This is a genomic window from Streptomyces sp. JJ36, assembly GCF_021696945.1.
GTDB lineage: Bacteria > Actinomycetota > Actinomycetes > Streptomycetales > Streptomycetaceae > Streptomyces.
The window spans coordinates 13,047-28,181 of the sequence record NZ_JACYHE010000077.1; the positions used below are offsets into that span (position 1 = coordinate 13,047).

A 15,135-nucleotide genomic window follows, 5' to 3' on the forward strand; every position below is an offset into this window, starting at 1 on the left:
CGTGACGGCGGCCCGGTCATCACGTCCAACGACGGTTCGTTGACCGGTTCCCAAGCTGCGCTTATGGATGCGGGCGGGCGCGGGGGTCAGCAGCCGACGCGGTTGGCCGCCACCGCCCTCAGCTCGTCCAGCACCAGGGCGGTCGCCGGTATGTCCAGGTGCTCCCGCAGCACGTACGCCGACACCTGCCGCCGCGAGGCCGGGTCCAGGGCCCGGCCGGCGACCTTCTCGTGCACCAGGAAGGAGAGCACCAGGCCCGGCATCATCGCGATGCCCAGGCCCTTGGCCACCAGGCTCTGCACCACCAGGATGTCGTCGGTGGTGAAGACGATGTCCGGCGCGAAGCCCAGCTCGGCGCACTCGTGCAGGAAGTTCGTGCGGCACCGCAGGCACCCGGCGATCCACCGCTCCCCCGTCAGTTCGCCCAGCCGTACCGCCCGGCGCCAGGCCATCGGGTGCCGGGCCGGGAGCAGCACGGTGAGCTGGTCCTCCAGCAGCGGGATCTCCACCAGTTCCTCCGGCACCTGCTCGTGCAGCCCGGGGTAGGTGAAGGCGAGGGCGATGTCGCACTCGCCGCGCATCACCCGCCCGAGCGAGTCGGGAGGCTCGCTCTCCTGAAGCTCCACCCGCACCCCGGGGTGGTCGGCCGCCAGCCGGGCCAGTGCCTCCGGGACCAGCGTCGCCCCGGCGCTGGGGAAGGCGCACAGCCGCACCCGGCCCGCGCGCAGGCTGGTCAGCGAGGACATCTGCCGCTCCGCGGTGGCCATGGTGTCGAGGATGGCGCCAGCGTGCCGGGACAGCGCCTCCCCGGCCTCGGTGAGCCGCATCCGGCGGCCGGACCGGATGAACAGCGGCGTCCCGACGGAGCGCTCCAGCGCCTTCATCTGCTGGGTGATGGCCGGCTGGGTGTAACCGAGCGCGCGGGCCGCGCCGGAGTAGGAGCCGGCGCGCACCACCTCGTGGAAGGTCCGGATGTGCCGCGAGTCGAACATGTGCGGAACGATAAGCAGATTTTGGGGCCCGGAAGCAATCGCTTCACCGGCGCTTTTCCGTCACCGGCCCGGCACCCCGGCGACGAACCGGGTCACGCCTCGCGCTCGCGGAGTTCCCGGAGCTCCTCGGCGATGACCTTGACCTCGTCCGTCCGGCCGGTGGCGACGGCCAGCACCAGCCGCTCGGCCGCGTCGATGTCCGGCCGCAACTGCACCCCGTTCAGCGCGAGAAAGGTCACGCAGGACAGCCATGCGGTGCGCTTGTTGCCGTCCACGAACGGATGATTGACAGCGAGGGACTGCAGCAGCGAAGCGGCCTTGTCGAACAGGTCCGTGTACGCCTCCACACCGAACATCGCCGCCGCGGGGCGGTGGACCGCCGACTCCAGGAGACCGGCGTCCCGGACCGCGATCTCCCTGTCGTCGCAGGCGGCGCGGGCGACGACGAGCACCTCTTCGGCGGTCAGGTAGAGCAGGGTCACTTGAGCCGTTCCATGAGTTCGTGCCACTTGACGGCCTCCTTCACGGCCGTCTCCCGCACCATGGCTTCGCGGGCGTTCCGCGCGAGGTACTCGTCCACCGCCCTGAGCACTATGGCGTGCATGCTGCGGCCCTCCAGCTCGGCCTGGTGCTTCAGGGCTTCGGCTTGCCGGTCGTCAAGACGAAGATTCATAGCCATACCGGAATGGTACCACGAACCGGGGGTCATTCTGGTACCACAGGGCCGGACGCCGTGCCGCAGGCGGCGGGCGATGACGACCGGCCTCGGCGCCGACGACGGCCGGGGCGCCCTCAGGCGGGGTTTCGGCCTCGGGCGCCGCGGTACCCCTCCCGCGTGCTGCCGGTTCCCCCCTACGGCGTGTCCGCGCGTCCGGTCCGCCCGCCCGTCCCGGCCGGGGCGGCCGGGAGGCCACCGTGACGGACGCCCCGCGCTCCGGCCCCCCGCCGCCGTGCGGCGGGGACGGCGGCTGCCCCCGGGCGGCCGGCGGCGGTGCCGCGCCGTCCGGCGGGCCCGCTGCCCGGCATGCCGCCCCGGGCGACGCCCCGGCGACGCGGGTGGTCGTCGATCCGGAGGGGCCGGTGCTGATCGAGGGGCCGGTCGAGGTCGAGCTGGCGGACGGGCGGATCGTCCGGTCGGACCGCTGGCAGGTGGCGCTCTGCGTGTGCCGGCGCAGCCGCGCCTACCCGTGGTGCGACACCAGCCACCGCCGCAGGGGCCCCAGGAGGCGCGAGGACCGCGGCGACGCGGCCGCAGGCGGCTGACCGCACCGCACCCTCCGTGCGCGGCCCGCCCCGGCGGCTACCCGGCGGCGGGGGCCAGGGGGATGCGGAGTGAGCTGCTCCCGCGCTGCCACCGGTCGCGCACGTGCGCGGTGAAACGGCCGTCCAGGAAGCCCGCCGCCTGGATGCCGAACACCACCTCGGCCCGCAGTTCCGGTTCCTCCTCCAGCAGCCCGCCGATCACCTCACGGCGCATGAGCTGCTCGTGCACGGCGTCGGCCTCCACGTGCTCGCGGTAGAAGTGCCGGCACGCCTCCGGTGCACCGAGCCGGTCGAGCACCTGGAGCATCCGCCGCGCGCCGGGCGCCGAGCTGATCTCCGCGGCGGCGAAGAGCCCCGCCATCGCGCCCCGGCGTGCACGGTGCAGCCCCAGGAACGACATCAGGTTGACCGTGGCCAGCGTGCAGCCGGGCACCGCGTCCACGTACCGGCCGTACCGGGGGTCCAGACCGGCCGCCGCCATCAGGTCCGCGAACAGCCGGGAGTGCACCCGCTCCGCCCGGCCCGCACCGAACTCGTCGAACTCCACGGCCGCCAGTGCGGCCTTGGCGCGCCCCGACAACCGGGGGACGAGCCATGCCTGCGGGTCCGACTCCTTGAGCTGGTAGACGGACCGGTGCGTGAACAGCTCGCGCACCTGTTCCCAGGTCCCCTCGCGCCGCAGGCGGTGCGAGAGCCCGTCGCCGTCCGGCGGCTCGGTCAGCAGCGCGTCGAGCTCGGCGGCCAGGTCGCTCCCGCCGGTGACGAGGTCGCGCAGACAGGCGTGGAAGGCCCCTTCCAGCGCGCCGCGCAGCCGCAGCAGGTCGGGCTGCCACTCCCAGTCGGGATCGACGCCGCCCAAGCCCTGGTAGTGCAGCTCGTAGCACAGGTGCAGCGCCAGTTGCAGATCGTCGCCGAGCGGCTCGGTACGGGCCACGGTGCCGCCGGGGCCCGCCACCGCCCCGGCCGCGGCCCGGCAGCCGCCGGCGGCGGGCCCCGCCAGCACCTCGGTGACCAGACCGGAGAGCGGACCGCGCGCCGCGGGCACCGGGACGGCGGGCCGGGGCGCGGAGGCGGGGCGTTCGGCGGACCGGACAGGATTCATCGGGCTCCTCCACTGCGTGGCCGGTCTCTCCCCGGGAGCCGGGGCTTCGACTCCGTCCGCGGACGTTCCCGCGCACCGCATCCGAAGGGCTCAGCACCCGAAGGGCGGGACGAGTACCCGGCGCGGCGCCGGCGCAACCAGGCGCGCGCCGCGCCCGCCGGCCTGCCGTCCGCCGGCCTTCCGCCGTGGAGCCCTGCACCCGCGCGCACCACCGGACCCGTTCCCGGACCCGTCGCCGGAGAGACACGGCCGGCCCGGCGGGCGATCCTGGGAGGATGAGCGGGACCGAGGACCGGGCCGGGCACGTCCCCCCGGTACACGCGCGGGCCCCCACCGTGGGCGTGGAGGAGGAGTACTTCCTGGTCCGGGCCGACAGCCGGGCCGTGGAGCCCGCCGCCGGACGCGTGGTCGCGCGGGCCGCCGCGGCGCTGGGCGACGTGGTCTCCGGCGAGTTCACCGACTACCAGATCGAGGTCCGGACCCCGCCGTGCGCGACGGTGGCGCAGCTCCACGCCGAGCTGGCGCGGCTGCGGGCCGGCGTCGCCCGGGACGCCGCGGCCGAGGGGCTGCGGGTGTGCCCGTCCGGCACACCCGTCCTCGGGCCGGCCGGGCCCGTGGCCGTCGGGGAGCATCCGCGCTACCGGGCCAGCATCGACCTGTTCCGGTCGATGATCGACGACTACGCCGTCAGCGCCCTGCACGTCCACGTCCACCTGCCCGACCGGGAAGTGGCGGTGCTGGCCGGGAACCACCTGCGGCCCTGGCTGCCGCTGCTGGTGGAGATGAGCGCGAACTCGCCCTTCTTCGCCGGCCGGGACACCGGGTACGCGAGCTGGCGCTCGGTGATCCGGGTGCGCTTCCCCTGCCTGGGCCCGCCGCCGTACGCCGAGTCCTTCGCCCACTACCGGCAGACCGCCTCCGCCATGGCGGAGGCGGGCGCCATGCCCTACGGCGATCTGCCCTTCTGGGACGTCCGCCCGCACCCTCGGCTGCCCACGCTGGAGGTACGCAGCATGGACGTCCCCGCCGACCCGGCGGACTCCGCCGCCCTGGCCGCGGTCGTCAGGGCGCTGGTGGTCACCGCGGCGGAGTCGGTACGCCGGGGCGACCCCGGCCCGAGGCCCTGCAGTGAGCTGCTGCGCTCCGCGTACTGGCACGCCACCCGGGACGGCTGGAGGGGTCGCGGTGTGGACGCGCTGAGCGGGGAGGTCCTGCCCGCCGCGGTGCGCGGCGGCCGCCTGCTGGACCACATCGGCCCGGCGCTGGCGGCGCACGGCGACTCCGAGGTCGTCACGGCGTTCCTGCGGCGGCTGGCGCGGCGCGGGTCGGGGGCGCACCGGCAACGCGCGGCGTCCCGGCTCCCGGGCGGCCTGGTCACGGTGGTGGACGACCTGACGGCCCCGGCCCCGGCCCCGGCCCCGGCGGCAGGGGACGCGGCTGCCCCGGGGGCCGCCCCCGGTTCACCTCAACGGCGTAACCGCGACGGCACGCCGTCCGGGCCCGTGTCAGCCTGGTGAGCGGCGACCGGGGGTGCCGGGAGGGGGGAGCGGCGGCCGAGCCCGCGGCACAGGAGGAGTCCATGGAGGAGATCCCGACCGTGCACGACGCGGTGCCGGCGCCCGCGACGACGGGCGGCGTCGGCGACGACCTGCGCCGGCACGGCTTCGCCCGCTTCCGCGCCGCGGACCTCGGTCCGTCCCCGGCGACGTACGGCGAGGACCTGGCCCGGATCGGCGACGCCTTCACCCGCCTCCCGCCCGACCCCTACGCGCCGGCGACCCACCGGTTCCGCAGGTACTCCCACGCCGTGTACCTGCCGTGGACCCGGCAGCTCTCCTTCGTCCCCGGCGCGCCGGACCCCGTCCACGGCTCGGTGACCGAGTACTGGCAGGACGACCACAACCCCGAGTACCCGCACCTGCGGCGCCGGCTGCCCGACATCCCGGCCGCGCTGCGGGACAACGCCCTGCTGCTGAGCCTGGTCCGCGCCGACCTCGCCGCGGCCCTGTGGCTGGAGGAGCTGCGCCGCGCCCCGCTCTACGTCGGCGTCCACCTGATCAAGCTGGCGGTGCGGGACCACGCGGACCGGGCCGTCTCCTCCCCCGACTGCCTCCATCAGGACGGCGGCTCCCGCGCCACCTTCACTTTCGCCCACCTGATCGGGTGCGGGAACGTCCGCGGTGGCGACAACGTGATCGCCACACCCGAGAGCGCCGGCCGGCAGCCCGGTGACCTCCCGCCCGGGGCCCGGCACGCGCACTTCGTCCTGACCGAACCCCTGGACGGCTACGCCGTCCACGACCACCGGGTCAGCCACTACGTCGCCCCCGTACGGCGCGGCGACGGCCCCGGGCACGGGGAGCGCCGCATCCTCATCGTCGGCGTGGCCCCCTTCGCCCCCCGGCTGTGAGACCGCCGTCCGGAGGGCGCCGACCGGTGCCGGCGACACGGTGCCGGTCCCCGCGGGGGACGCAGGAGGGAGGCACCGTGACATGAAGGCCATGAGGGTCCTGAGGGACACGGGGAACCTGACGCTGTTGCAGCCCCGGGGCGTGTACGGGCCGCAGGGCGACTCCTACCTGCTCCGGGACGCCCTGATGAAGGCGTCGGTGCCCCAGGGGGCCCAGGTGCTGGACGTGTGCACCGGGACCGGCCTGATCGCGATGGTGGCGGCCCGCCTCGGCGCCCGCCGGGTGCACGCGGTGGACACCTGCTACCGCGCGGTGCTGACCGCACGCGGCAACGCACGGCTGAACCGGCTCCCGGTGCGCGTCGAGCACGGCGACTTCCGCTTCTGCCGGGCGGCGGGCCGCCGCTACGACGTGGTGACGGCCAACCCGCCCTACGTCCCCTGCCCCGGCCCGGGGGGCGCCGCACGCGGCCCGGCCCGGGCCTGGGACGCCGGCCCCGACGGGCGCCGCCACCTGGACCTGCTGTGCGCCATGGCCCCGCGGCTGCTCGCCGCGGACGGCACGTTGCTCCTCGTCCACTCCGCCCTCTGCGCACCCCACCGGACGCTGCGCCTGCTGGGCGAGGCCGGCCTGAAGGCCTCGGTCGTGGCGCGCCGCCGGCAGCCCTTCGGCCCGGTCCTGACCGCCCGCGCCGCGTGGCTGGCCGAGCAGGGGCTCATCGAGCGCGGCCAGCGGGAGGAGGACCTGGTGGTCGTCCGCGCCGACCGGGTCCCCGCCCCGGGCGCCGGCGGTCCCGCCTGAGCGGCCGCCCCTGCTGCCGCCCGCCGGACCGCCGCCCGGCGGCTCAGCGCCGGAGCCGGCCCGCCACGACGATGCCCAGGGCCGCGACCGCGGTGGCGACGGCGTAGACGGCGACGAACGCGCCCGGAGTGGTGGCGGCCGTGCCCGGGACGGCCCCGCCCGCACCGTGACCGGCCCCGGCCGTGCCCCCGCCCGCTCCGCCGCCCGCACCGCCGCCGAGCGCGGCGAAGACGGCGCCCGTGGTGGCGAGCAGCAGGATGTTGGACAGCCCGTCCGAGGTCTGCAGGGCGGCGGAGTTGCCGCCCGCCTCCTCCGGGGCCGACAGCTCCAGCAGCAGCACGCTGGTGGAGGAGATCACCAGGCCCATGCCGTAGCAGGCCACCGCCAGCATCGCGGCGAGGGTCCACACCGGCACCGGGTCGAGCAGCACCACGGGTGCGTAGCCGATGCCCGCGGTGACCAGCACGGTCCCCAGCCGCGCCAGGCGGTGCCGGTGCGGGCCGAACCGCGGCCGGGACTGGGTGAAGGAGCCCAGCGCCCAGGTGGCGCCGCCGGCCGCCAGCGCCAGCCCGGCGAGGGTCACCGAGAGGCCGCGCTGGGTGACCAGCATCAGCGGCACGAAGCTCTCGGCGACGATGAACGCACCGGCCGCCAGGCCCCGCAGCAGCACCACCGCGGGCAGCCCGCGGGCCGCCCGGAAGGTTCCGCGCGGCAGCAGCCGCCGGGCGGCCGGCACCAGCAGCACCGCGCCGGCCGCGGCCGGCGCGGCGGCGAACAGCCGGAGGTCCTGCCCCGCGTACTGGAGCAGCCCGGCGCCCACGGCCACCGCGAGCGCCGGCCGGATGCGGCCGCGGGCCGGGCGGACGCCGTCCGCCGCGCCGGGGGGCGGCCCCGAGGCGCGCCGGCGCAGCGGCGGCAGCATCACGGCCGCCGGCAGCAGCACCAGGGCGGGGATGCCGAGGAAGACCCAGCGCCAGCCGAGCTGCTCGGTGACGGTGCCGGAGACCAGCGGCCCGACGACGGACGGCACCACCCAGGAGGCGGCGAGCGCGGCCATCACCGTGGGCCGCAGCGACGCGGGGTAGGCCCGGCTGATGGTGACGTAGAGGGCGACGATGACCAGCCCGCCGCCGACGCCCTGCACGGCGCGGCCCAGCACGAAGACCCACATGGTCGCGGCCGTACCGGAGAGCAGCAGCCCGGCGCCGAACGCGCCGATCCCGGTGGCCAGGGGCGGGAGCGGGCCGCGCCGGTCGGCCCACTGCCCGGAGACCGCGATGCCGAGCAGGCTGGTGGTGAAGTAGGCGGAGAACGCGAAGGCGTAGAGCGGCACGCCGTCCAGCTCGTCGGCGGCCACCGGCATGGCGGTGCCCACTGCGGTGGCCTCGAAGGCGATGAGCAGGACGACGGAGACGATGCCCGCGGTGAGCGCCCGGTACGGCCCCCGCAGCACGCTCTCACCCCGCTGCTCCGGTGCCGGTGGCTCCTGCGGTCCCGTCCTGCGGCCCCGGAGCGGCGGGCGGACGGTACGGCCCGGCGCGGGCTCCGCGGGCCCGCCACCGGCCGTGCCGGAGGCGGCGCCCGGCGGCGCGGTGCCGACCCCGGACGGCCGCGCCCCGCCCGCCGTTCCGCGTCCGGCAGGCGCGGCCGCGCCCCCCGCCGCCTGTTCGCCGTGCACACCCTCCGCAGCGCTCATGGGCCACACCGTAAGGCCCGCACATCGCGGTGACCCCTGTCCCCGGTCCCGGTCCGTCTCGGCCCTTCGGCGTACGCCGCACGGACGGCACCCTTGGCGGCCCCCGGTGACGGCCCGTCACGTTCCCGGAGGACGGGCCGGTCCTGCCGGGGCGGGTTCACCGCAGCGGGTCGTCTTTCCACCACCAGGCGAGGGAGGGGCAGGGCACCCCGGTACGGGCCCGGGACCTCCAGGGCCCGTTCCCCCGGCCGGCCATGGCCGGGAAGGCGCCGGGGCGGCGAACGGCCCCTCGTCACAGCGGGCGTCGTCGCAGGCGAACCCCCAGGAGCCCCAGGCGGCGGCCGGCCACAGCGGTCCGGCCCGGCGCGGGGCGCGAAACGGGCGTAGAGCCCGGGGCGCTCAGGCGGCCCGCACCGTGACCACGGTGGCGAACCGCCGCAGCAGGGCACGGGCGGAGGGCGGGAAGGGGGCGTCGTCCAGGGCGCGCAGCGCCCGGGCCCGGCGGTCGGCGATCATGCGCTCGACGGTGTCGGCGGCGCCCGTACGCCGGAGGATGCCGCGGACCAGCGCGGCGTCCTCCTCGCTCAGCTCCGGATCGCCGACCAGGGCCCGCAGCGCGCGGGCCTGGAGCGGGTCGGCGCGGCGCAGCGCCAGCGCGAGCAGGGCGGTGTGCTTGCCGTCGCGCAGGTCGTCCAGGCGGGACTTGCCGGTGACCCCCGGCTCCCCGAAGACGCCGAGCAGGTCGTCGCGGAGCTGGAAGGCCTCCCCGAGCGGCACGCCGTACGCGGAGCAGGCGGCCAGTACGGCCCGGTCGCCGCCGGCGAGGGCGGCGCCGAGCTGGAGCGGGCGCTCGGCGGTGTACTTGGCGGTCTTGTACCGCACGACGGTCAGCGCGGCCTCCAGCCCGCCCGCGGCGACCTCCTCGCCGTCGCGGGCGCCCTCCTCGCCGTCGCGGGCGCCCTCCTCGCCGTCGCGGGCGCCCTCCCGTCCGCCGCCGGCGGCGGCTCCCTGTCCGCCGCCGGCGGCGGACAGGCTTCCGCCCAGCAGGTCCAGGTACTGGCCGTACATCACCTCGCTGCGCATGGCGTCCAGGACGGTCCGGGCGGCGGCGAGGCGTTCGGCCGGCAGCCCCCCGCTGTGCAGCAGTTCGTCGGACCAGACCATGGCGAGGTCGCCGAGGAGTACGGCGGCGCTGTTCCCGAAGCGCTCGGCGTCCAGGTGCGGCAGCCGCCGGGCGCGGGCCGCCAGCGTGCGGTGGACGGTGGGGCGGCCGCGACGGGTCTCGCTGCGGTCCATCACGTCGTCGTGGATGAGCGCGAAGGTGTGGAAGAGCTCCAGCGAGGCGGCGGCGGGCAGCACGGGTGCCGGGTCCCCGCCGCCCGCGGCGTGCCAGCCGCAGCAGCACAGCAGCGGGCGGAGCCGTTTGCCGCCCCGGGTGAAGTCGCGCAGCAGGGCGATGAGGTCGCCCAGGCCGGCGGCGCCCTCGGGGAGCCGGGCGGGATCCCGGCCGGTCTCGGCCTTGGCGGCGAAGAAGCGGGCCAGGACCTCGTCGACGGCGGCCGGCACCTCGTCCAGACCGGGGGCGCAGGGCGCGCCGGAGCCGGTGCGGACGGTGGGGGTGGTGGATGCCATTCCGGTTACCTCCTCGGGTGCACGGACCACCCGGCCCGTGCCGGGAATGCGGCGGCCCTTGCGCCCGCTTCTTCTCCGGGTCGTGCCGGCAAAATTCACAAGAATGCTCGCATACCGGGCATCCGGCCCCGCCGAACCCTTGCAGGTGTTGAGGGACCACGGTCGTTCTCCGAGCCGCCGCGGGCGGCTCCGCGGCAGCGCCGCCGCGGCGATCCCCAGGCGATCCCGGCCGCGCCCGGCGCGCAGCTCCCTCATGCTCCCCCGCGCCGCCCGGGCGCGACCGCGCACCGCGGCCGCGCCCGGCGCGTCACCGCGCGAAGGCGCTGCCCAGGCGGGCACCCGTCTCGGGCGCGCCGAGCTGCCCGGGCCCGAAGGAGACCAGGCCGCCGGTGGTGACGCCGCCGGCCGTGCCGCGGAACACCCAGGCCGCGCCGGTGTCCGTGCGCGAGACGCTGTCCTCGCCGGGGGTGCCGAGGGCGAGGTCGGCATGGCCGTCGGCGTCCAGGTCCCGCAGCGAGACCGCGCTGCCGAAGCCGTCCGCCGCCTCGGCGATGCCGGTCACCCCGGGCGTGGCCTGGTGGAAGGCGCGTGCACCGCGGCCGCGCAGGCCGTCGGCGGACCCCTGGAGCAGCACCACCGCCCCGGTGTCCCGGGTGTCCGCGCCCGCCAGGTCCTCGTACGGCACGCCGACGGCCACGTCCGCGAAGCCGTCGCCCGTGACGTCGCCCGCGGCGAGGGCGGCGCCGAACTGGTCGCCCTCCTCGTCCGTCCCGGGCACGCCGGGACTCTCCTGGGTGAGCGTGGCCGTCCGGCCGCCCGCGCCCGGGCCGCCCGGCGAGCCGTAGAGCACCCGCACGGTGCCGGGGTCGTAGGGCAGGTTCTCGACCACTCCGCCGGGCACCGGGCGGAGCACCAGATCGCCGTAGCCGTCCCCGTCCACGTCACCGACGGCGCCGGCGGACGCGTCCTCCAGCGGGGCGGGCACCCGCGCGGGACCGTCCCGGCCACCGCGCCAGAAGAGGCTCCGCTCCGACCTCTCCTCGAAGGCGTGCATGCTGACCAGGTCGTCGACGCCGTCGCCGGTCAGGTCGCCGGCGACCAGCTCGGTGGGCGGGTCCTGCTTGCCGGTCTCCAGCTCGGTGGTACGCGCGGCCAGCCCCGTGGCCCGGTCGAAGGGGCCGTGCAGGACCCGCAGATCGCCGTAGCCGTGCTGTTCGCCGCCGCCGCCGGCCAGGTCGGCGTGACCGTCGCCGTCGAAGTCGCCGGCCACCAGCCGCGCCGCGCCGCTGTCCACCTCCGGCAGGGTCACGGCCTCCGTCAAACCGCCGTCCCGCGCACCCCACAGCACGGTCACGCTCCACCGCCCGCGCCCGGAGACGGCGAGGTCGGTGACGCCGTCCCCGTCCAGGTCGCGGGCGACCGCGCGGCGGCCCCACTGCTGGTGTGCCGCCGGCCGGCCCGGCACGCCCGGGGCCGCGCGGCTGAGGAGCTGCCGGCGCCCGGTATCGACGCCGTCGCCGGAGCCGTAGACCACCACGAGGTAGCCGGCGTCCTCCCGGCCGTCCACGGTGGCCTCGGGCGCACTGATCACCTGGTCGGCGTAGCCGTCCCCGTCGAAGTCCGCCCGCGCCGCGTCGTCCCGCGCGGCGACCGGGGCGGCCGACGCCGGCACGGCGGCGAGGCCCGGACTCGCGCAGAGCAGCAGCGCCCCCGCGCTGCGGACGAGGGCGCGGGACGGTCGGAGCATGGCTGGTCCTCCCCCTGGACGGCTCCGGGGCCGGCGGGACCGGCGGGTGGCCGCCCGTCGTTCACCCGGGTTGGCAAGGTGTTCACCTTTCGTACACCCACCCAGACGTCCGAGGGCGGCCAACGGTTGTACGGCACGGCGCCCGCATCCCAGGCGCGGGGGATGCGGGCGCCGCGGTGGCACCGTACGGGCCGCCGTACGGGCCGCTCGGATCACTGCGTCGCGCAGTCCTGCGCGTTCAGTGTGAACGCGGTCGGGTCGGAGGGGTCGCTCCCGGCGGTGCCGTTGAAGCCGAAGCTCACGGAGGCGCCGGGCTGGATGGTCGTGTTCCAGCTCACGGGGCGGGCCACCACGTCCTGCCCGCTCTGCGTCACCTCGGCGTTCCAGGCGTGGGTGACCCGCTGGTCGTCCGCGAAGGACCAGGCCAGCTCCCAGCCCTCCACCGCGGTGTCACCGGTGTTGGTGACGGTCACCCGGGAGGTGAAGCCGCCGGTCCAGCGGTCGGAGGAGTAGGACACCTGGCAGCCGGTGGCGGGGTCGTCCGGGTCGTCGGGGTCATCCGGGTCGTCGGGGTCGTCGCCCGGGCCGCCGCCGCTGCCCAGGTCGTCCGCGTAGGAGGCGATCCAGGCCAGCGGGGCGTTCCAGTTGATGGTGACCTCGTTGGTGGAGTACGACTCGATGTGGTCGATGTAGCACATCGCCGGGGCGCAGCCCTGGAGCTCCTGCTCCGCGACCGGGTCCTGGAGCGCGTCGTTCGGGCCGCCGGCCAGCGAGCCGGGCGCCGCGTACGGGAGGCTCGGGTCGGCCTGGTGCGCCCAGAAGCGGTGGTGCTGGTTCTTCGAGTCCCGCTCGCCGTAGCCGGTGACATACGACTGGTTCAGCGGGTTCCGGCCGAGCAGGTAGTCCAGGCCGCGCAGCACCGCGTCGCGGTAGCCGGTCTCACCGGTCAGGTCGTGCGCGGTCGCGAGCACCACCATGTTGTTCAGCACCTGGCTGTTGGAGCCCCAGACGTAGTGCCCCCCGGAGGGCGCGTACGGCACCCCGTAGGCGGCCTGCGCGGAGTCGGCGGCGTAGCCGTCCGCGGCCGCGGTCACCATGCCGCGCACCCCTGCGAGCTGGTCGTCGGTCAGGCCGCTGGGCACGGTGGCCAGATCGAGCGCGCCGAGGCCCGCGGTGGCGCCCCAGGACATGCCGCCGCGCGGGAAGACGGCGTCGGTGTCGCCGTGCAGCGGGGAGCCGAGGACGTCCTGCCGGAAGGCGTCCTCACCGGTGGTGAGGTAGAGCTCGGCGGCCGCCCAGTAGAACTCGTCGGTGACGTCGTCGTCGCTGTAGGCGCCGCCGCCGGTGGAGTCGTTCGGGTCGGCGTACCGCTCCGGGTGCGCCTGCGCGGCCGCGTAGGCGGTGCGGGCGGCGGTCAGGCAGCGCGCGGAGAAGTCCGCGTCGTACGGCTCGAACAGCCGGGCGCACTGGGCGGCGGTGGCCGCCAGGTTGAGCGTGGCGGCCGTGGAGGGCGCGTGCAGCTCGCGGGGCTGCGGGTCCTCGTGCGGCAGCAGCGGCAGCCCGGTCCACTGGGCGTCGTGCAGCTTGTGGTGCGCCATGCCGGCCAGCGGCTCCCCCGCGGGGACCTGCATGCTCAGCAGGAAGTCGAGCTGCCAGCGCGCCTCGTCGAGGACGTCCGGGACGTCGTTGCCCTGCTCGGGCACCCGCAACGCGCCGTCGCCGAGCGGGTCGCCGTCGGCGCCCTCGGCGTGCAGGGTGCGCTCGTAGGCGGACATCACCTGGGCGACGGCGATGCCGCCGTTCACCACGTACTTGCCGTGGTCGCCGGCGTCGTACCAGCCGCCCGCGGCGTCCAGGGTGTAGTCGCAGGCGTCGTCCTGGCAGGGCACGTCGTCGTCGCCCTGGTTGGGCGCGACGTTGACGTGGCCGGCCGGGCGGGCGTACTCCTCGCCGACCAGTGCGGCGTCGATCTCGATGCCGCTGCGGTTGTGGTAGAAGTACGCGAGCGCGTCGCCGCGCAGGCCGCCGTAGAGGTCGCCGCCGATCGCGAACGGCTCGCTGGTCGCGCCGTCCACGGTGATCGTGTAGCCTTCGCCGGCCTCGGTGACCTCGCTGAAGTCGAAGGTGTGCACGTTCTGCCGGGAGGTGGGGTCGACCCCGGCGGGCGTGGTGCTGCCGCTCGCCGTCTCCGTGCCGGAGGCGTCCCGGAGCGTCCAGCTCAGCGGCTCGGTGGCCTCGGTGACCACGGTGCCGCTCTTCGGCCCCTCGGTGAGATAGCCGACCTGGTTCACCCGCACCGGGGAGCCGGTGTCCGGGTCGTAGACCGGCGGCTCGGCGCCGCCCTGCAGCGACACGTCGTCCACGCAGAAGGTGTACGCCTCGTCGGTGCCGCCGATCTGGAAGGCGAGCTGGGCGGCCGTGTGGTCGGCCCCGGCGGTGAAGATGTGCTCGACCGGCTGCGCGGTGGTGCCGATCTGGTCCACCGAGGCGTGTTCGGTGGTCCAGGGCTCGGTGGCCATCTGCACGTTGGTGCGGATCGCCACCGGGGTGGTGGCGCTGGCGGTGAAGCGCAGCGTGTAGCTCTCACCCGCGGTGAGCGGCAGGTCGTTCTGGCCGATGATGGCGTCCCAGGCGTTGGCGGTGCCGGCCGGCACCTCGGCGCAGAGCCGGCCGTCGGCCACGGCGGCCGGGGAGTTCTCGGTCCACCACCAGGGAGCGGTGCCGGCACCGGCGGCGAAGTCGCCGTTCACGATGAGTTCGGGCCCGGCGGCGGCCTCGGCTCCGGCGCCGTGCGCGGGGGCGAGTCCCCCGGCGGCCAGGAGGGCGGCGACCGCCGCGGCGCCCGCGCCCAGTGCGGCGGGTCTGCGGGCCCGGCGGCGGCTGGGCGCACCGCGCGGTGGTGAGAAGAGGTGGATCACGGCTCGGTCCTTCCGGCATACGGCGGGATCGGACGGGACGGAACAGCGGAGCAGGGGGTGCTGTGCGCGGAGCGGCACGGTGATGGGAGCGCTCCCAACGCATCGTGAGGGGAAGACAGCCGTCCGTCAAGAGATGCGGCACGCCCCGGCGACTCCGGGACGGCGCACCGGACCTGGGGCCGCGGCAACTTCCGCGCGTCCGACGTCTTGACATGCCCGAGTCAGCAATGGATTGATGGAGGCGCTGCGGACGGCGATGCGGTGCCCGAAATTGGGAGCGTTCCCACCGTCATCGCCGTTCGCACCCCGCACCTCCGCCCACGGCGGGCCGGGGACCCGCGGGGAGGGTGACAACGTTGTCGCACGCTGGTCGCACGGTCGTCGCACGGGCACGCAGGCAGGCCACGCCGGTCCCCGCGTACGGGAGCCACCGCCATGCCGGACGACGACCCCGTACGACCCGGCACCGCGCGGGCCGCGGTGCCGCGAGCGGCCGTCGCGCCCGCGGCCGCCGTGCACACCGCCCGCGCGGAGCCGTACGCCCGGCCCGCGTCCGCCCCCCGGCACGGGGCG

General features: G+C 76.4%; 12 protein-coding genes. 4 read left to right on the plus strand and 8 right to left on the minus strand.

Features of this window, described 5'->3' with window-relative positions; genetic code table 11:
* Window positions 1-86: 86 nt before the first annotated feature.
* The 3 genes from HOY81_RS22750 to HOY81_RS22760 form a co-directional block, all read right to left on the minus strand.
* Entirely contained in the window at window positions 87-992 is a 906-nt protein-coding gene (locus HOY81_RS22750; RefSeq protein WP_237322474.1) for a LysR family transcriptional regulator, read from the minus strand.
* A 92-nt stretch (window positions 993-1,084) separates the two neighbouring features.
* Window positions 1,085-1,474: a type II toxin-antitoxin system death-on-curing family toxin gene (locus HOY81_RS22755; RefSeq protein ID WP_237322476.1), complete on the minus strand. Its 390-nt coding sequence runs from the start codon at window positions 1,472-1,474 to the stop codon at window positions 1,085-1,087.
* Entirely contained in the window at window positions 1,471-1,671 is a 201-nt protein-coding gene (locus HOY81_RS22760; protein ID WP_237322477.1) for a ribbon-helix-helix protein, CopG family, read from the minus strand. The genes HOY81_RS22755 and HOY81_RS22760 overlap by 4 nt, the downstream gene beginning before the upstream one ends.
* A 377-nt stretch (window positions 1,672-2,048) precedes the next feature.
* On the opposite strand from HOY81_RS22760, the gene HOY81_RS22765 reads away from it, so the two are divergent.
* Entirely contained in the window at window positions 2,049-2,255 is a 207-nt protein-coding gene (locus tag HOY81_RS22765) for a CDGSH iron-sulfur domain-containing protein (protein WP_237322490.1), read from the plus strand.
* Between the two features lie 37 nt (window positions 2,256-2,292).
* Here the strand turns inward: HOY81_RS22765 and HOY81_RS22770 are convergent, their stop codons facing one another.
* On the minus strand, window positions 2,293-3,357 hold the full coding sequence (locus HOY81_RS22770; protein ID WP_237322478.1) for an iron-containing redox enzyme family protein: 1,065 nt from the start codon (window positions 3,355-3,357) through the stop codon (window positions 2,293-2,295).
* A gap of 275 nt (window positions 3,358-3,632) precedes the next feature.
* On the opposite strand from HOY81_RS22770, the gene HOY81_RS22775 reads away from it, so the two are divergent.
* The 3 genes from HOY81_RS22775 (at window position 3,633) to HOY81_RS22785 (ending at window position 6,569) form a co-directional block, all read left to right on the plus strand.
* Window positions 3,633-4,874 (plus strand): YbdK family carboxylate-amine ligase, encoded by a 1,242-nt coding sequence (locus HOY81_RS22775; RefSeq protein ID WP_237322480.1) that lies wholly within the window; start codon window positions 3,633-3,635, stop codon window positions 4,872-4,874.
* 62 nt (window positions 4,875-4,936) lie between these two features.
* On the plus strand, window positions 4,937-5,767 hold the full coding sequence (locus HOY81_RS22780) for a 2OG-Fe dioxygenase family protein (protein ID WP_237322482.1): 831 nt from the start codon (window positions 4,937-4,939) through the stop codon (window positions 5,765-5,767).
* An 82-nt stretch (window positions 5,768-5,849) separates the two neighbouring features.
* Complete coding sequence (locus tag HOY81_RS22785) at window positions 5,850-6,569, plus strand: HemK2/MTQ2 family protein methyltransferase (RefSeq protein WP_237322484.1); 720 nt, start codon at window positions 5,850-5,852, stop codon at window positions 6,567-6,569.
* Between the two features lie 43 nt (window positions 6,570-6,612).
* On the opposite strand, the gene HOY81_RS22790 is transcribed toward HOY81_RS22785, so the two are convergent.
* The 4 genes from HOY81_RS22790 to HOY81_RS22805 form a co-directional block, all read right to left on the minus strand.
* Window positions 6,613-8,265, minus strand: coding sequence for an MFS transporter (locus HOY81_RS22790; protein WP_237322485.1), 1,653 nt, complete (start codon window positions 8,263-8,265; stop codon window positions 6,613-6,615).
* Between the two features lie 399 nt (window positions 8,266-8,664).
* Complete coding sequence (locus HOY81_RS22795) at window positions 8,665-9,897, minus strand: polyprenyl synthetase family protein (protein WP_237322486.1); 1,233 nt, start codon at window positions 9,895-9,897, stop codon at window positions 8,665-8,667.
* A 307-nt stretch (window positions 9,898-10,204) separates the two neighbouring features.
* A complete protein-coding gene (locus tag HOY81_RS22800) occupies window positions 10,205-11,644 on the minus strand; it encodes an FG-GAP-like repeat-containing protein (RefSeq protein ID WP_237322488.1) in 1,440 nt (479 codons plus the stop codon).
* 212 nt (window positions 11,645-11,856) lie between these two features.
* Entirely contained in the window at window positions 11,857-14,463 is a 2,607-nt protein-coding gene (locus tag HOY81_RS22805; protein ID WP_272893182.1) for a glycoside hydrolase family 9 protein, read from the minus strand.
* Between the last annotated feature and the right edge of the window lie 672 nt (window positions 14,464-15,135).